This is a genomic window from Arthrobacter sp. B0427-1-12 (assembly GCF_059092905.1).
The window spans coordinates 17,790-34,549 of the sequence record NZ_JBNHIC010000017.1; the positions used below are offsets into that span (position 1 = coordinate 17,790).

At 66.7% G+C, this 16,760-nt stretch carries 15 protein-coding genes; 9 read left to right on the forward strand and 6 right to left on the reverse strand.

What is annotated here, in order from left to right:
* Positions 1–2: 2 nt before the first annotated feature.
* The 7 genes from whiA to AC5RWU_RS11915 all read left to right on the forward strand — a co-directional run bounded on the left by whiA (position 3) and on the right by AC5RWU_RS11915 (position 5,871).
* A complete protein-coding gene (gene whiA, locus AC5RWU_RS11885) occupies positions 3–983 on the forward strand; it encodes a DNA-binding protein WhiA (protein WP_494031174.1) in 981 nt (326 codons plus the stop codon).
* A gap of 109 nt (positions 984–1,092) precedes the next feature.
* On the forward strand, positions 1,093–1,722 hold the full coding sequence (locus AC5RWU_RS11890) for a superoxide dismutase (protein WP_494031173.1): 630 nt from the start codon (positions 1,093–1,095) through the stop codon (positions 1,720–1,722).
* A 212-nt stretch (positions 1,723–1,934) separates the two neighbouring features.
* A complete protein-coding gene (gap, locus tag AC5RWU_RS11895; RefSeq protein ID WP_494031172.1) occupies positions 1,935–2,945 on the forward strand; it encodes a type I glyceraldehyde-3-phosphate dehydrogenase in 1,011 nt (336 codons plus the stop codon).
* A 13-nt stretch (positions 2,946–2,958) separates the two neighbouring features.
* On the forward strand, positions 2,959–4,185 hold the full coding sequence (locus tag AC5RWU_RS11900) for a phosphoglycerate kinase (protein WP_494031171.1): 1,227 nt from the start codon (positions 2,959–2,961) through the stop codon (positions 4,183–4,185).
* Between the two features lie 108 nt (positions 4,186–4,293).
* Positions 4,294–5,109 (forward strand): triose-phosphate isomerase, encoded by an 816-nt coding sequence (gene tpiA / locus AC5RWU_RS11905; RefSeq protein WP_494031170.1) that lies wholly within the window; start codon positions 4,294–4,296, stop codon positions 5,107–5,109.
* 41 nt (positions 5,110–5,150) lie between these two features.
* Positions 5,151–5,402 (forward strand): preprotein translocase subunit SecG, encoded by a 252-nt coding sequence (gene secG, locus AC5RWU_RS11910; protein WP_494031169.1) that lies wholly within the window; start codon positions 5,151–5,153, stop codon positions 5,400–5,402.
* A 94-nt stretch (positions 5,403–5,496) separates the two neighbouring features.
* Positions 5,497–5,871, forward strand: coding sequence for an RNA polymerase-binding protein RbpA (locus AC5RWU_RS11915; protein WP_494031168.1), 375 nt, complete (start codon positions 5,497–5,499; stop codon positions 5,869–5,871).
* 38 nt (positions 5,872–5,909) lie between these two features.
* On the opposite strand, the gene pgl is transcribed toward AC5RWU_RS11915, so the two are convergent.
* From pgl to tkt, 6 genes are all read right to left on the reverse strand, one after another.
* Positions 5,910–6,725 carry a 6-phosphogluconolactonase gene (pgl, locus tag AC5RWU_RS11920; RefSeq protein ID WP_494031167.1) on the reverse strand — a complete coding sequence of 272 codons (816 nt, stop codon included), beginning with the start codon at positions 6,723–6,725 and terminating at the stop codon, positions 5,910–5,912.
* Positions 6,722–7,660, reverse strand: a complete 939-nt coding sequence (locus tag AC5RWU_RS11925) for a glucose-6-phosphate dehydrogenase assembly protein OpcA (RefSeq protein WP_494031166.1) — start codon at positions 7,658–7,660, stop codon at positions 6,722–6,724. Before AC5RWU_RS11925 ends, pgl begins: the two co-directional genes overlap by 4 nt.
* A complete protein-coding gene (zwf, locus tag AC5RWU_RS11930; RefSeq protein WP_494031165.1) occupies positions 7,657–9,228 on the reverse strand; it encodes a glucose-6-phosphate dehydrogenase in 1,572 nt (523 codons plus the stop codon). The genes AC5RWU_RS11925 and zwf overlap by 4 nt, the downstream gene beginning before the upstream one ends.
* Before the next feature lie 70 nt (positions 9,229–9,298).
* Positions 9,299–10,909 carry a phosphoglucose isomerase-related protein gene (locus tag AC5RWU_RS11935; protein WP_494031164.1) on the reverse strand — a complete coding sequence of 537 codons (1,611 nt, stop codon included), beginning with the start codon at positions 10,907–10,909 and terminating at the stop codon, positions 9,299–9,301.
* Positions 10,910–10,915: 6 nt separating this feature from the next.
* Positions 10,916–12,040 carry a transaldolase gene (tal, locus tag AC5RWU_RS11940; protein WP_494031163.1) on the reverse strand — a complete coding sequence of 375 codons (1,125 nt, stop codon included), beginning with the start codon at positions 12,038–12,040 and terminating at the stop codon, positions 10,916–10,918.
* A 10-nt stretch (positions 12,041–12,050) separates the two neighbouring features.
* A complete protein-coding gene (gene tkt / locus AC5RWU_RS11945; RefSeq protein WP_494031162.1) occupies positions 12,051–14,168 on the reverse strand; it encodes a transketolase in 2,118 nt (705 codons plus the stop codon).
* Positions 14,169–14,724: 556 nt separating this feature from the next.
* Here tkt and AC5RWU_RS11950 point away from each other — a divergent pair.
* Together AC5RWU_RS11950 and AC5RWU_RS11955 are read left to right on the forward strand one after the other, a co-directional pair.
* Positions 14,725–15,654 carry a heme o synthase gene (locus tag AC5RWU_RS11950; protein WP_494037006.1) on the forward strand — a complete coding sequence of 310 codons (930 nt, stop codon included), beginning with the start codon at positions 14,725–14,727 and terminating at the stop codon, positions 15,652–15,654.
* 28 nt (positions 15,655–15,682) lie between these two features.
* Positions 15,683–16,591 carry a dihydrodipicolinate synthase family protein gene (locus tag AC5RWU_RS11955; protein WP_494031160.1) on the forward strand — a complete coding sequence of 303 codons (909 nt, stop codon included), beginning with the start codon at positions 15,683–15,685 and terminating at the stop codon, positions 16,589–16,591.
* Positions 16,592–16,760: the final 169 nt, after the last annotated feature.

The following is a 16,760-nucleotide window of genomic DNA, read 5'->3' on the forward strand; positions in this document are numbered from 1 at the left end:
CCATGGCCCTGACCGCAGCGGTCAAAGAAGAGCTGTCCCGCCTCGAAGTCAGGAAATCCTCGGTCCGCAAGGCGGAAGTATCCGCGATGCTCCGCTTTGCCGGCGGTCTGCACATTATTTCCGGCCGGATCGTGATCGAAGCCGAGGTCGACCTGGCATCTACGGCGCGCCGTCTCCGCGCCGCCATCAACGAGGTCTACGGGCACAGCAGCGAAATCATCATTGTCTCCGGGGGCGGGCTGCGGCGCGGGAACCGCTACGTCGTGCGGGTGGTCAAGGACGGGGAGTCCCTGGCCCGCCAGACCGGCCTGCTGGATGCCAGGGGCCGGCCTGTACGCGGATTGCCGTCCGTCGTCGTCAACGGCTCCACGGCCGATGCCGAAGCGGTCTGGCGCGGCGCCTTCCTGGCGCACGGCTCCCTTACCGAACCCGGCCGCTCGTCGTCGCTGGAGGTGACCTGCCCCGGCCCGGAAGCGGCCCTGGCGCTGGTCGGGGCGGCACGCCGGCTGGACATCGCGGCCAAGGCCCGTGAAGTCCGCGGCGTGGACCGCGTGGTGATCCGCGATGGCGACACGATTGCAGCGCTGCTGACCCGGATGGGTGCCCACGACGCGCTGATGGTGTGGGAGGAGCGGCGCATGCGCAAGGAGGTGCGCGCCACGGCCAATCGCCTGGCCAATTTCGACGACGCCAACCTCCGGCGCTCCGCCCAGGCCGCTGTTGCCGCCGGTGCACGGGTGGACCGTGCGCTGGAGATCCTGGGCGACGACGTCCCCGACCATCTGCGCTACGCCGGCGAGCTGCGGGTGGCGCACAAACAGGCCAGCCTGGACGAGCTGGGCCGGATGGCGGAACCGCCCTTGACCAAGGACGCGATTGCCGGGCGTATCCGGCGGCTGCTGGCGATGGCGGACAAGCGGGCTGCCGAACTGGGCATCCCGGGCACGGAGGCGAATGTGACGCCGGAAATGCTTGATGAATAGGCCCATGCATAGGATGGAGCCAGTGGTGTCCTGAACCGGACGCCCGGTAGAGAGAGGTTTCCGGGTGGAACCGCCGCCCGGAACAACAATCCGACTGATGGAGGATTTTGTGAGCGAGTACGTACTGCCCGAATTGAACTACGACTACGCAGCCCTGGAGCCGCATATCTCGGCCCGGATCATGGAGCTGCACCACTCCAAGCACCACGCCACGTACGTGGCCGGCGCCAACACCGCGCTGGAGCAGATGGCCGAGGCCCGGGACAAGGGCGAGTTCGGCAACATCCCCAAGCTGTCCAAGGACCTGGCCTTCCACCTGGGCGGCCACACGAACCACTCGGTCTTCTGGAACAACCTCTCCCCGGACGGCGGCGACAAGCCCGAGGGCGAGCTGGCCGCAGCGATCGATGACGCCTTCGGCAGCTTCGATGCCTTCCGCGGCCAGTTCACCGCCGCGGCCACCTCCCTGCAGGGCTCCGGCTGGGCCGTGCTGGCCTGGGAGCCGCTGGGCAAGAACCTGGTCATCGAGCAGCTCTACGACCAGCAGGGCAACATTCCGGTCGGCACCGTCCCGGTGCTGATGCTGGACATGTGGGAGCACGCCTTCTACCTGGACTACGTCAACGTCAAGGCGGACTACGTCAAGGCGTTCTGGAACATCGTCAACTGGGCCGACGCTGCAGCCCGCTTCGAGGCCGCCCGCACCAGCGGTGCCGGACTCATCACCCTCGCGAAGTAACCTTCGCTTCATCGCGCGCCACGGCGCGTAAGATGAACCTTGGACGGCGTCCGGCCGGGCCTGCCCCGGCCGGACGTAGCCGGACCAACCCAAGCTGAGTGCACGATGCGGTGTAAGCGGCATCTCCATTGTCAGCATGTCCGTTGGCCTGCGAAGGCCGAAATGACGCTTAAACCTGAGTTAAGCAACGCCTATCAAGGAGCAATAAACAAGTGACAACACGTGTTGGAATCAATGGATTCGGGCGTATTGGCCGTAACTACTTCCGTGCCGCTCTGGAGCAGGGTGCAGACCTTGAGATTGTTGCCGTCAACGACCTGACGAGCCCCGAAGCGCTGGCGCACCTGCTGAAGTACGACAGCATCACCGGCCGCCTCGCCGAAGACGTGGAGGTTAAGGACGGAAACCTTGTCGTGGGCGGAAACATCATCAAGGTCCTGGCCGAGCGCGATCCCGCGAAGCTTCCCTGGGCCGAGCTGGGCGTGGACATCGTCGTCGAGTCCACCGGCTTCTTCACCAAGGCCGCGGATGCCAGGAAGCACATCGAGGCCGGTGCCAAGAAGGTCCTGATCTCCGCTCCCGCATCGGATGAGGACATCACCATCGTCATGGGCGTGAACGACGAGCTGTACGATCCGGCAGCCCACAACATCATCTCCAACGCCTCGTGCACCACCAACTGCCTCGGCCCGCTGGCCAAGGTGCTGAACGACAGCTTCGGCATCGAGCGTGGTCTGATGACCACCATCCACGCCTACACCGCAGACCAGAACCTGCAGGACGGCCCGCACAAGGACCTGCGCCGCGCCCGCGCTGCAGGCATCAACATGGTGCCGACCTCCACCGGCGCCGCCAAGGCCATCGGCCTGGTCCTGCCGGAGCTGAAGGGCAAGCTGGACGGCTACGCCGTGCGCGTTCCGGTTCCCACCGGTTCCGCCACCGACCTGACCGCGACCCTGAGCCGCGAGGTCACCGCCGAAGAGGTCAACGAGGCGTTCAAGAACGCTGCCGCCGAGGGCAAGTGGGAAGGCATCCTGTCCTATACCGAGGCCCCGATCGTCTCCTCCGATATTGTGACGGACCCGCACTCCTCGATCTTCGACTCCGGCCTGACCAAGGCCATGGGCAACCAGGTCAAGGTCGTCTCCTGGTACGACAACGAGTGGGGCTACTCCAACCGCCTGGTTGACCTGACCGAACTCGTTGCTTCCAAGCTCTCCTAGCGGAATCCGGCCAGTGGCTAAATCATCATTGGACGAACTGCTCGCCGCTGGTGTGCGCGGACGGCACGTTCTGGTCCGCTCGGACCTGAACGTGCCGCTCGACGGCACCACCGTGACCGATGACGGACGCGTTCGCGCGTCCCTGCCGGTGATCAGTAAATTGAGCGACGCCGGCGCCCGCGTCATCGTCATGGCGCACCTGGGACGCCCCAAGGGCGAACCGGACCCGAAGTACTCGCTGGTTCCCGCCGCCGAACGCCTGAAGGAACTGGCTTCCTTCAATGTGCAGCTGGCAGCGGACACCGTGGGGCAAAGCGCCCGCGAACTGGCGGCCAAGCTGCAGGACGGCGACGTGCTGGTCCTGGAGAATGTCCGCTTCGACGCCAGGGAAACGAGCAAGGACGACGCCGAGCGCGGCGCCTTTGCGGACGAGCTCGTGGCACTGACAGGCGAGAACGGTGCGTACGTCGACGATGCCTTCGGCGCGGTGCACCGCAAGCACGCCAGCGTCTACGACGTGGCCCGGAAGCTTCCGGCCTACCAGGGGGATCTGGTCCGCACCGAGCTCGAGGTGCTGGGCCGGCTGACAGCTGCTCCGCAGCGCCCCTACGTGGTGGTGCTCGGCGGCTCGAAGGTCTCGGACAAGCTCGCCGTAATCGACAACCTGCTCGGCAAAGCCGACTACCTGCTGGTCGGCGGCGGCATGGTCTTTACCTTCCTGGCGGCCCAGGGCCACAAGGTCGGGGCCAGCCTGCTGGAGAAGGACCAGTTGGACACCGTCCGCGGCTACCTGTCCAAGGCCAAGGAGCTCGGCTGCGAATTCGTGCTTCCCACGGACATCGTGGTGGCGTCCCGGTTCGCCGCTGATGCCGAGCACGAGGTCGTGCCTGCTGACGCGATCGAGTCGGGTGCATTCGGCGCCGAGGGACTGGGCCTGGATATCGGGCCCCAGTCGGCGGAAGCCTTCGCCACGCACATCCGTTCGGCCAACACGGTGTTCTGGAACGGCCCCATGGGCGTCTTCGAATTCGATGCCTTCGCCAACGGCACCCGTGCCGTGGCCAAGGCATTGACCGAATCCGAGGGCTTCACCGTGGTCGGCGGCGGCGATTCGGCGGCTGCCGTGCGCAGCCTTGGCTTCGACGACAAGGCCTTCGGGCATATCTCCACCGGCGGTGGAGCTAGCCTGGAGTACCTCGAAGGCAAGATCCTGCCCGGCCTGGCGGCCCTGGACCAGTAATTCCGGTGCGGCCCGCTGCTTCGGCGGCGGGCCGCGCCCGTTATCCGGACCGGTTCCGCAGGAAAGCCTGGCCGGCCCCACGAAATAAAGCTTTTGACTGGAGACTTCATGACTACCTCAACCAACGGCAGCTTTGACAGGACGCCGCTGATTGCCGGCAACTGGAAGATGAACATGGACCATGTCCAGGGCATCACCCTGCTGCAGAAGCTGGCCTGGACACTGGACGACGCCAACCACGACTACAAGCGGGTTGAAGTCGCAGTGTTCCCGCCCTTCACGGACCTGCGCGGTGTCCAGACGCTGGTGGCGGGGGACAACCTCGACGTCGCCTACGGGGGCCAGGATCTCTCCGAACACGATTCCGGCGCCTATACCGGAGACATCTCCGGCCAGTTCCTGGCCAAGCTGGGCTGCCGCTACGTGCTGGTCGGGCACAGCGAACGCCGCACCATCCACGGGGAGACGGACGAGGTCCTGAACAAAAAGGTGCAGGCTGCCTACCGCCACGGGCTGACCCCGGTGCTCTGTGTCGGCGAAGGCCTGGACATCCGCCAGGCCGGCAAGCACGTTGAGCACACGCTGGCGCAGGTCCGCGCCGGTCTCGAGGGCCTCGATGCCGCCAAGGCCGCCGAACTCGTCATCGCCTACGAACCCGTCTGGGCCATCGGCACCGGCGAAGTAGCCGGACCGGAGGACGCCCAGGAAATGTGCGCCGCCATCCGGGCCGAACTGGTACGGCTCTACGATGAGGACGTCGCCGGCAAGGTCCGCCTGCTCTACGGCGGTTCGGTCAAGGCCGGCAACGCCGCGGCAATCCTGAATGAACGCGACGTCGACGGCGTCCTGGTGGGCGGTGCCAGCCTCGATGCGGCGGAGTTTGCTAACATTGTCAGGTTCGAGCAGCATCTGCTGACCAACTGATTCCCGCCGGTCCTTGTGACCGGCACAGCTGAAAGGCCATTGTGGAAGTTCTGGAAATCGTTCTGCAGATCCTGTTGGGAATCACCAGCCTGCTGCTGACCCTGCTGATCCTGTTGCATAAGGGCCGCGGCGGCGGTCTGTCAGATATGTTCGGAGGCGGCATGACCTCCACCCTCGGCTCTTCCGGCGTTGCCGAACGGAACCTGAACCGGTTCACGGTTGTCCTCGGCATCACCTGGGGTCTGGTCATCATCGGACTTGGGCTGGTTACCCGCTTTTCCGCTGACTTCTGACGGACAGCGGGAATTCACCGGAACTGCCTGTTAATGGGTCGCTCCCCGGCGTAGACTGAAGCTGTTTCCAGCTCGCTGCGTCGGAGAGCGACCCATGGTTCATTCAAGCAATGCATTCAGGGCGGCCCGCGCCGGGTCCGCCGCAGCCGGTTCAGTTCCCGGCTGGCAGGCCATGTCCGGCCGGAAGCCGGCGGAGATCTGCCATGTTCCGGTTTCCTATTGGTGTGCCCGCGGACACGAAACCCGCCCCGTGTTCGCCGAGCTGACCGAAGAGGAGATCCCCGCCGAGTGGGAGTGCCGGCACTGCGGGCGTCCCGCGGTCCGCAGCAAGGGTGCTGCTCCCGCCGGGAGGCGGGACGAGGCGTACAAGACGCACCTGGAATATGCCAAGGAGCGCCGGAACCCGGCCCAGGCGCAATGGGTGCTGGACCAGGCCTTGGACAGGCTGCGGAAACGGCGCGGCCAGTAGGGCCGCGTTGGCAGTCAGGGCAGAAAGGCAGCTGGCTGTTACCGGCCCGCCTCGGCCGAGTCCGTATGGATCAGGGCGCCGGGAACCTTGGCTGCTGCGTCATGGTCGAGCAGCCACAGCGTTTTCTTCCGTCCGTGTGCTCCCGCCGCCGGCACCTGCACGGGGCCGGCACCGGCCAGCGCCAGGCCGACGGCGCCGGCCTTGTCGCTGCCGGCCACTGACAGCCAGACTTCGTCCGCGGAATTGATCGCTTCCAGAGTTAGGGAAAGCCGTTCGGGCGGTGGCTTCGGCGCGGCCTGGACCCCGACGGTTGTCCGACCCTTGGCCCGGATGCCGGCCATCTCCGGAAACAGGGAAGCGATGTGGGCGTCGGAACCGACCCCCAGCAGCAGGACATCAAAGCGCGGCAGGGGGTACGCCGTCCGGGTGTCCTCCCAGCTGCCGGCCTCCTGCCGGGCCGCAGCCTGCAGTTCGTCGGCATACGCCGCGGCGGCAGCATCGACGTCGTCGTACTGATCCGCGGACCCGAAAGGATGTACGCGTCCGGGGTCGACGGGAATATGGGTGAGCAGCGCCTGGCGGGCCTGGCGTTCATTCCGTTCCTCGTGGCCGCCGGGCACGAACCGCTCATCGCCCCACCAGAAGTTGATCCTGGACCAGTCCACCGCCCTGCAGGCAGGGGAAGCCGCCACGGCCCTGAGCGTGGCTGTGCCCACGTTACCGCCGGTCAGCACGACGGTCGCCTCTCCGCGCTCACTCTGGATATCTGCCAGACGGGTGATGAGCCGTGCCGCAGTGGCCGCCGCCAGCACATCAAAGTCAGGGTGGATGGTGACCCGCGGAGCCGACGTCATACCGGGAGTTCCTCCTCGTGGGCCAAGCAGGCGGGCAGGCCCTGGGTGATGACTTCACCGAAGACGTCGTCCGGATCCAGCCGCCGCAGTTCCTCGGCCAGGCATTCCTCCAGGCTGCGGCGGGGCAGGGAAATGCGCTGTTCCGGTTGGCCGGGCTGGGTGAGTACCGCAATGCCCAGGTTCGGACGGAATAGTTCGATGTCGCCGCCGCTTCGCTCGAGCACCACCCGCCGCATGCCCGTGCCGGCCGGATCCTCGATGATGTCGATGGGTGCCTGCAGAGCCAGCTGAAGCCAAGCCGCCATGAGCAGCGTACTGGGCGAGTCGCTTGCGCCTTCCACGGTCACGCGCCTGATCGGTTCCGGCTCGACTTGGTCCAGCACGGCTGCCAGCTGGATGCGCCAGTTGGTCAGGCGTGTCCAGGCCAGGTCCGTATCTCCGGCGGCATAGGTGGAACCAATGTTCCGCAGGGCTGTCCTGGGGTCGGGCTCGTTCGCGGAATCGGTGATGCGGCGGTGCGCTATCCGGCCGATCTGGGTGGTGGCAGCCGACGTGGGTGCGCCGTGGGGCCACCAGGCGACGATCGGGGCATCCGGCAGCAGCAGTCCGGACACCAGCGATTCGCTCTCGGAGGCCAGTTCGCCGAAGCCTTCGAGCACGATGACTTCGGAGGCACCGGCGTCGCCGCCTACCCGGATCTGGGCGTCCAGCCGCGTCGGCTCCTCGGCGGAACCCACGGCCAGGACGATGATCCGGCACGGATGCTCGCGGCTGGCCTCATTGGCGGCACTGATGGCTTCCTCGACGTAACCACGCCGGGTCAGCACCACCAGGGTGAGCACGCGGCCGAGCGCGATGACTCCGCCCTGCTCCCGGATGGCGACGATCTCCTTGGAAACCTTGGAGGTGGTGGTATCGGGCAGATCAATGATCATGGGCGTCTCCAGGTTCTTCCGTCGAGGGCCAGCAGCTCGTCGCCAGCGGCGGGACCCCAGCTGCCGGGGGCATACGACTGCGGCTGCCCGCCCTGCATCTCCCAGAACTTCTCGAACGGATCGAGGATCTTCCAGGACAGCTCCACTTCCGCATGCCGTGGGAACAGGGGCGGTTCGCCGAGGAGCACGTCAAGGATGAGGCGTTCGTAGGCTTCCGGGCTGGACTCGGTGAAGGCATGTCCATAGCCAAAGTCCATGGTTACGTCGCGGACTTCCATCTGGGTGCCCGGGACCTTGGAACCAAAACGTATGGTGGCGCCTTCATCCGGCTGCACCCGGATGACGACGGCATTCTGGCCGAAGTCTTCCTCGCGGTGGCCGCGAAACAGCAGGTTGGGTGCGCGTTTGAAGACGACGGCGATCTCCGTCACCCGCCGGCCCATGCGCTTGCCGGCGCGCAGATAGAACGGCACTCCGCTCCAGCGGCGCGTGTGAATGTCCAGACGGATGGCCGCATAGGTTTCGGTGGTCGAATCGGCGGGGATGCCGTCCTCGTCGAGGAAGCCTTTGACCTGTTCCCCGCCCTGCCAACCGGAGGTGTATTGTCCCCGGGCGGAGTGCGTGGACAGGTCCTCTGGCAGCTTCACCGCAGCGAGCACCTTTTCCTTCTCCGTCCGCAGGTCCTCCGCATTGAAGGAGATGGGTTCCTCCATGGCGGTCAGGGCCAGCAGCTGCAGCAGGTGGTTCTGGATGACGTCGCGGGCGGCACCGACGCCGTCGTAATATCCTGCCCGGCCGCCAATGCCGATGTCCTCCGCCATGGTGATCTGGACATGGTCGACGTAGTTCGCGTTCCAGATCGGTTCGAACAGCTGGTTGGCGAACCGCAGGGCCAGGATGTTCTGGACGGTTTCCTTGCCCAGATAGTGGTCGATGCGGAACACGGAATCCGGCGGGAAAACCGATTCCACGATCTCGTTGAGCTCGCGGGCCGATTCGAGGTCGTGGCCAAACGGCTTTTCAATCACTACCCGGCGCCATTTGGACGGGCGCTCCGATGGCGCCTCATCGCCCAGCTCCGCCTGGGCCAGGCCGTGCTTGGAGAGCTGCTGGCACACGACTTCGAAGGAATTCGGCGGGATGGAGAGGTAGAAGGCGTGGTTGCCCTGCGTCCCCCGGTGCTCGTCAAGTTCCTCGAGGGTCTCCTTCAGCCGCTCGAAGGCGGCATCGTCGTCGAAATTGCCCTGGACAAAGCGGATGCCGTCCAGCAACTGTTCCCAGACGTCGTCGCTGAATGGCGTGCGCGCATACTGCTGCACACTGGCCTTGACCTCGGCTGCGAAGTCCTGGCGTTCCCAGTCCCTCCGGGCAAAGCCGACAAGGGCGAAGCTTGGCGGCAGCAGGCCGCGGTTGGCCAGATCGTAGACGGCCGGCATGAGTTTCTTCCGGGCCAGGTCTCCGGTCACGCCGAACAGGACAAGGGAGGACGGGCCGGCAATGCGGCTCAGCCGGCGGTCCCGGGGATCCCGCAGGGGATTGGCGGGCCGCCTGGGTTCAGTATCTGGCATTGGCTACCTTCGGTGTTGTCGGGCTGGTCCCGGCCGGTCCACGGGCTGCTGCCCGTGGACCGGCTGCGGACTAGCCCAGGTTCGAAATGACGTCCCGCAGCTGTGCAACGCCGGCTGCACGGTCGGTCAGGTGCAGTCGGAGTACCGGACGGCCGTGGTCGCTGAGCACCTGCGCGTCCCCCGCGGCCTGGGCCGAGATCAGCTCACCGAAGCTGAACGGGCGGTCCGGGATCTGCAGGTCCTCGGATGCGGCGGCGGTGATCTGCAGGTAGACACCGACAGCGGGGCCGCCCTTGTGGAACTGCCCCGTTGAGTGCAGGAAGCGCGGACCCCAGCCAAAGGTCACCGGGCGGCCGGTCAGGGCCGCCAGCGGTGCGCGGACCTCCTCCAGTTCCGCATAGGCGATGCGGTCGAAGTAGGCCTGTACGCTGACATATCCGTTGTCGGACAGCTGTCCGAACAGCGCCCGCAGCGCGTCGGCCAGGCTGCCGGCACCGTTCAGGAGCCCGGCCGTTGCGCGGACCTCCACGGCGCCGTCCGTAAAGTCCGCAGGCGACTGCTGCGGCCGTGCGTCCAGCAGGCCCCGGGCGGCTGCCTTGGCGGCCTCCACATCCGGTTGGTCGAAGGGATTGATCCCCAGCAGGCGTCCGGCCACGGCGGTGGCGAATTCCCACACCAGCAGTTGGCTGCCGAGGCTGCCGCCGATGGCGACCTGGTTCTCCGCCAGCTCCACCTCAGCGTCGGCGGCCACCAGCCGGACCGCCAGCACATCGCGGGCTCCGGAGGTCAGCTCGGGGGCGCCGGCGCCGGCGACGACGGGCAGGACACCGGTCCCCAGCTTTCCGGTGGATTCGGCGATCAGCTGTTCTGCCCAGTCGGCAAAGCCGACGATTCCGGACCCCTCGTCCACGATCACGATCTTGTCCCGCAGCGGCCTCGTGCCGCCCAGGGCCGCGCCCAGCTGCAGGCCAATGTTGTCATCGGCATCCTCGGCCAGCAGCTCAGCGGCTTCCGCCGCGTCCTCGAGCAACTGCTCGATATCCACCCCGGCCAGGCCCGAGGGAACCAGGCCGAAGGCGGTCAGCGCCGAATAGCGCCCGCCGACGTTGGGATCGGCGTTGAAGACGGCACGGTAGCCGGCCTCGCGGGCCGCCGCATCGAGCGGAGAACCGGGATCGGTGACCACGATGATGCGGCTGGCCGCGTCAATGCCGGCGTCGCTGAAGGTCTTCTCGAAGATCCTGCGCTGCGAGTCGGTCTCCAGCGTCGAACCGGACTTGGAGGAAACTACCAGCGCAGACTCCTGCAGGCGGTCGGCCAGGGCGCTGCGCACCTGCTCGGGGTCGGTGCTGTCCAGGACAGTCAGCTCAACGCCGGCCGTCCTGGTGATCACCTCGGGCGCCAGGGAGGAGCCGCCCATGCCGGCCAGCACGATGCGAGTGACACCGTCGGCGGCCAGGGCATCCCTGAGCTCGAGGATCTGCGGCACCAGCGGGCGGGACGTGTCCGCGGCCTCGACCCATCCGAGCCGGATCGCGGATTCGGCTTCTGCGTCCGGACCCCACAGCGTGTGGTCCTTGGCCATGATCCGGGAAGCCACCTGGTCTGCCGCCAGCTTTCCGACCTGCAGTTCAATCGCTTCCCCGGCTGCGCCGGAAGCTTCGAAGGACAGTGAACTCATCTGGTTCTAGGCCTCCACCTTCGCAGCGGCCGCATCCAGGGAGGACTGCACGGTCTGCAGCAGTTCGTTCCAGCTGACGACGAACTTATCGACGCCTTCGTTCTCCAGCAGTGTCACGACCTCGTTGTAGGAGATACCCATGGCATCGATCCGGTTCAGCAGGTCGTTGGCCTCATCGTAGGTTCCGCTGATCGTGTCACCGGTGATCTTGGCGTGGTCCGCGGTGGCGTCCAGCGTCTTCTCCGGCATGGTGTTGACCACGTTGGCCGCGACCAGTTCGGTGACGTAGAGCGTGTCCGGGTAATCCGGGTTCTTGACGCCGGTCGATGCCCACAGCGGACGCTGGGCGTTGGCCCCGGCCGCGGCGAGGACCTGCCAGCGCTCGGTCGCGAACTGCTCTTCGTAGACCTGGTATGCCAGCCGGGCGTTGGCGACGCCGGCCTGGCCCTTGAGCGACGCAGCCTCCTCGGAGCCGATGGCATCCAGGCGCTTGTCAATCTCGGTGTCCACGCGGGAGACGAAGAAGGACGCGACGGAGTGGATCCTGGTCAGGTCGTGGCCGTTGTCCTTGGCCTGTTCCAGGCCGGACATGAAGGCGTTGATCACGGCACGGTAGCGCTCCAGGGAGAAGATCAGCGTGACATTGACGCTGATGCCCTCCGCGAGTGTTGCGGTGATGGCCTCCAGCCCCTCGACGGTCGCGGGGATCTTGATGTGCACATTGCTGCGGTCGACGACGTCGTGCAGCTTCTTGGCCTCCGCGATGGTCCCGGCGGTGTCGCGCGCCAGGCGCGGATCCACCTCGATGGAGACGCGGCCGTCGACGCCCTTGCTGAAGGAGCACATGCCGGAGAACAGATCGCAGGCTTCCCGCACGTCATCCGTGGTGATCTCGAAGACTGCCTCTTCCGCCGTGGCGCCGCGTTCGGCCAAGGCCTCGATCTGCGTGGCGTAGGACGGGCCGTGCTGCAGCGCGGCGGCGAAGATGGACGGGTTGGTGGTCACGCCAACCACGTTCTTTTCCTCGATGAGCGACTTGAGATCGCCGGTGGTGATCCGTTCGCGGGACAGATCGTCCAGCCAGATGGAGACACCGGCGTCGGACAGGGCCTGGGTGTTGGTGTTGGACATGTCGAACTCCTTAGGAAGCGTTGGCTGCAATGGATTCACGGGCGGCGGCGACGACGGCCTCTTCGGTGATGCCGAACTCGCGGAACAGGGTCTTGTAGTCCGCGGACGCGCCGTAGTGTTCCAGGGAGACGGACCGTCCGGCATCGCCTATGAAGCGGTGCCAGCTTTGTGCAATACCGGCTTCGACCGAGACGCGCGCCTTGACGGCGGAGGGCAGCACCTTCTCGCGGTAGGCCGCATCCTGCTTGTCGAACCACTCGACGCACGGCATGGATACCACGCGGGTGGCGACGCCCTCGGCCTGCAGGGTTTCGCGGGCCTCGACGGCCAGCTGGACCTCGGAGCCGGTGGCCACCAGGATGACCTGGGGTTCGGCGTCCCGGCCGTCGGCCTGGGCTTCGGCAAGGATGTAGCCGCCCTTGGCGACACCGGCGGCGGAGGCGAATTCGGAACCGTTGGCCTCGCCCTCGCCGCGCGCGTAGGTGGGAACACCCTGGCGGGTCAGCACGATTCCGGCCGGGTTCTGGTGGTTCTCCAGGACCGTCTTCCAAGCGTAGGCCACTTCGTTGGCGTCCGCGGGGCGGACGACGTCGAGACCCGGGATCGCACGCAGGCTCGCCAGCTGCTCCACCGGCTGGTGCGTCGGTCCGTCCTCGCCCAGGCCGATCGAGTCGTGCGTCCAGACGTAGATGGAGGGCACGCCCATCAGGGCACCGAGCCGGATGGCCGGGCGCTGGTAGTCGCTGAAGATCAGGAAGGTGCCGGAGAAGGCGCGGGTCTTCGAGGACAGCACGATGCCGTTGACGATCGAGGCGGCCGCGTGCTCGCGGATGCCGAAGTGCAGCACGCGGCCGTGCGGGCCGCCGCTCCACATCTTGGTCTGGCGGGCCTCCGGGATGAAGGACGGCGCCCCTTCGATGGTCGTATTGTTCGACTCGGCGAGGTCGGCCGAGCCGCCCCAGAGCTCAGGCAGGGCCGGTCCGATCGCGTTGAGGACCTTGCCGGAGGCCGCGCGGGTGGAGACGTCCTTGCCTGCCTCGAAGACGGGCAACGCCGCATCCCAGCCGTCGGGCAGCTCGTACTTCTCGACGCGGTCCAGCAGCGCGGCCGCCTCGGGATTGGCTTCGCGCCAGGCGCTGTAGGCACTGTCCCACTCGGAGCGGGCTTCCTTGCCGCGGGAAACGACCTGGCGGGCGTGGTCCAGCACCTCCTGGTCGACCTCGAAGGAGCTTTCCGGGTCGAAGCCCAGCGCTTCCTTCAGCGCTGCGACTTCCGCCGAGCCCAGGGCCGAACCGTGGATCTTGCCGGTGTTCTGCTTGTTCGGCGCCGGCCAGCCGATGATGGTCCGCAGCGAGATGATGGACGGCTTGGTGGTTTCCTGCTTCGCCGCGACCAGCGCGTTGTAGAGTTCGGCGACGTCTTCGACATACTCGCCCGTCTTGGTCCAGTCCACGCGCTGGACGTGCCAGCCGTAGGCTTCGTACCGCTTGAGGACATCCTCGGTGAAGGAGATGTCCGTGTCATCCTCGATGGAAATGTGGTTCTCGTCGTAGAGAACGACGAGGTTGCCCAGCTGCTGGTGGCCGGCCAGCGACGACGCCTCGGACGTCACACCCTCCTGCAGGTCGCCGTCGGAGGCGATGACCCAGATGGTGTGGTCGAACGGGCTTTCGCCGGCGGGAGCATCGGCGTCGTACATGGCGCGCGTGCGGCGCTGCGCATAGGCGAATCCCACCGAAGACGCGAGGCCCTGGCCCAGCGGGCCGGTGGTGATTTCGACGCCGGCCGTGTGCTTGTACTCGGGATGGCCCGGCGTCAGCGAGCCCCAGGTGCGCAGTGACTCGATATCGGACAGCTCCAGGCCGTAGCCGGAGAAGAACAGCTGCAGGTACAGCGTCAGGGAGGTGTGGCCGGGGGAGAGGATGAAGCGGTCGCGGCCCACCCACTGCGGATCCGACGGATCATGGCGCATCAGCTTCTGGAAGAGGAGGTACGCTGCGGGCGCCAGGCTCATGGCAGTGCCCGGGTGGCCGTTGCCGACCTTCTCCACCGCGTCCGCGGCGAGGACACGGATCGTGTCCACGGCGCGCCGGTCCAACTCAGTCCAAGACAGTTCTAGCTCTTCCACATGTGGCACGAAACCGGGCCCCTCTCTTTTGGAACGGCTGGCGCCGCGGCGCCGTAGCTGCCGGGCACTGCCAGCAAGGGCAGAGGCCGGCAGGCCGTTCACCGTTGAAAACATCCGTCTAAAGATTGTCAGCCCGCGCGCCCGGACGGCCGTTCGATCAAACACCGAACAGCACATCCGCAGGATTCCCGAACCGAGAGGCATCGGACGATCCAGCCGGCGCCGGCTCCGTTCCACCTTATCGTTTCCGGCCCGGATCAGGGGTTATCCCGGGAAGAATCTTTGAAATGGACGTGTCGGCGGCGGCGGGGCCGCCACTGGCGCGGCTTCGAGTTCTACGAACGATAGAGGGTATGATGAAGGCGGACTTTTCCCGCCGGACGAACTTTCAGAACTCTTCCAGGGCCGGATTCGGTCCGCATCCGGCTGCCTGGACAATAACCTCCTGCGGCCTCTGCCGGACAGCCGGCTGCCGGTTCCCGGATTTGGTACGGGACAGGAACAGGGCAGAACGAGGACAGAACAGAGTGACAGCTTAGTGAATACCCATGATGCCGTGTTGAAGACCGCACCCGCGCGGGAACCGCTGGGGATCGGGCGGAAGGTCAAGGCCTACATCGCCCTGACCAAGCCCCGCGTCATCGAACTGCTGCTGGTCAATACCCTGCCCACCATGATCTTCGCCCAGCAAGGGTTCCCCCACATCGGCCTGATCCTGGCCACGCTGGTCGGCGGTGCGTTCGCCGCGGGCAGCGCGGGCGCATTCAACTGCTACATCGACCGGGACATGGACAAGCTCATGCAGCGGACCCAGAACCGTCCGCTGGTCACCGGCGAGGTGACACCGCGGGAGGCGCTGGTCTTCGCCTGGCTCCTGGGCGCCGCCGCCATTGCCATCCTCTGGTTCGGAGCCAATCCGCTCGCCGCCTGGCTGGGCGTCGCTGCCATCTTCTTCTATGTGGTCATCTACACTCTTGTCCTCAAGCGGCGCACCGCCCAGAACATCGTCTGGGGCGGCGCGGCGGGCTGTTTCCCGGTCCTGATCGCCTGGGCGGCCGTCACCAACAAGGTCGAATGGCCCGCCATCATCCTCTTCATGATCGTCTTCCTCTGGACGCCGCCGCACTACTGGCCGCTGTCCATGAAGTACAGCGATGACTACAACAATGCCAACGTGCCGATGCTGGGTGCGATCGCCGGTGCCAAGGTCGTGTCGGTCCAGGTTGTGCTGTATGCATGGGCGACGCTCGCCTGCACCCTGCTGCTGGTGCCGGTCGGCGGTGCCGGCTGGGTCTACACCCTCGGTGCTCTGGTCAGCGGCGCCTGGTTCGTCCGGGAGTCCCACAAGCTGCACCGCAGTGCGCAGGCCGGTACTTACACGAACAAGGAAGCCATGAAGGTTTTCCACGGCTCCATCAGCTACCTGACGCTGCTCTTCCTGGCCTTGGCCGTCGATCCGTTCGTCGGAGGACCCGTCCTCGGCTAGTCCGGGCGCTGATCTGTAGGCTTAGGCCATGGTCTTCAACGGTATGGTCGCCTATCCCATTACGCCCTTCCGCGCGGACGGAGCCGTCAATTTCTCCGAGCTGCGCCGGCACATCGCCGCGCTGGCAGTCTCCGGGGTGGACGCCATCACCGTGCTCGGCTCCTCCGGCAGCTTCGCCTACCTGGACCGGCAGGAGCGGGCCGACGTTGTCCGCCACGCCGTGGAGGCAGCGGCCGAGGCGGACGCGGACCTTCCGGTGAACGCCGGCGTCAGCGCCGTCGGCACCCGGGAGATCCTCCAGCATGCGGCGGACGCGGCAGCCGCCGGGGCGCGCGGGCTGGTGCTCTCCGCGGTGTCCTACATCCCGCTGAGCGCCGGGGAAGTCGCAGCCCAGACCAGGACCGTTGCCGCAGCGACCGATCTGCCCATCTGCCTGTACAACAACCCGGGCACTACCCGCTTCGAATTCCCCCTCGAACTCGTGGCGGAGCTGGCCCAGCTGCCCAATGTCACCGCGTTCAAGGACGCGGCAGCCGGACCGGACATCTTCGCGCTGCGCTGCCGGGCGCTGAAGGACTTGGTTCCGGACGGGTTCTCCTACGGACTCAGCGGCGACCTGCGGATCGCGGAGGACGAATTCGCCGCCGACGCCTGGCATTCCGGCCCCGCCGCACTGCTCCCGCAGCCCTACCTGCGGCTGCGCCGGGCCGTGCTGTCCGGGGTGAAGGCCGACATCGAAGCCGCCAAGAACGAGCTGCTGCCGGTCCTGTGGGCACTGGCGGACCTGCGCAAGCTCAGTGGCCTGCACTCGCTCGCCCGGGCGTGCGGAATCGACGCCGGCGATCCCAGGCTCCCGCTGCTGCCGGTTCCCGGCAGTGAGCAGCGCGACCTGGCGCGGCTGGTGGACGACTTGGAGGCGGCAAGCGGCGCAGCCTAGCGGCCTCCGCGCCGTGTGGGCTCCGCAGCAGGCGCCCGCTTGGGTCCGCATTCGGGCGTTTGGGACTGAGTCAACCAGAAGCCCTAGCCTGACTCCGCAGCACGCGCACGTCTGAGCCTCGATTCGTGCCTGAGCTGCTGAGCCAGCGGGGGAGGGGCGAGCCGGCGAG

Excerpts from the sequence above, each read along its gene's own strand:
- zwf (WP_494031165.1), bottom strand. The coding sequence starts at position 9,228 with ATGCCAGATACTGAACCCAGGCGGCCCGCCAATCCCCTGCGGGATCCC.
- tpiA (WP_494031170.1), top strand. The coding sequence starts at position 4,294 with ATGACTACCTCAACCAACGGCAGCTTTGACAGGACGCCGCTGATTGCC.
- tal (WP_494031163.1), bottom strand. The coding sequence starts at position 12,040 with ATGTCCAACACCAACACCCAGGCCCTGTCCGACGCCGGTGTCTCCATC.
- AC5RWU_RS11915 (WP_494031168.1), top strand. The coding sequence starts at position 5,497 with ATGGTTCATTCAAGCAATGCATTCAGGGCGGCCCGCGCCGGGTCCGCC.
- pgl (WP_494031167.1), bottom strand. The coding sequence starts at position 6,725 with ATGACGTCGGCTCCGCGGGTCACCATCCACCCTGACTTTGATGTGCTG.
- whiA (WP_494031174.1), top strand. The coding sequence starts at position 3 with ATGGCCCTGACCGCAGCGGTCAAAGAAGAGCTGTCCCGCCTCGAAGTC.
- AC5RWU_RS11925 (WP_494031166.1), bottom strand. The coding sequence starts at position 7,660 with ATGATCATTGATCTGCCCGATACCACCACCTCCAAGGTTTCCAAGGAG.
- AC5RWU_RS11935 (WP_494031164.1), bottom strand. The coding sequence starts at position 10,909 with ATGAGTTCACTGTCCTTCGAAGCTTCCGGCGCAGCCGGGGAAGCGATT.
- AC5RWU_RS11955 (WP_494031160.1), top strand. The coding sequence starts at position 15,683 with ATGGTCTTCAACGGTATGGTCGCCTATCCCATTACGCCCTTCCGCGCG.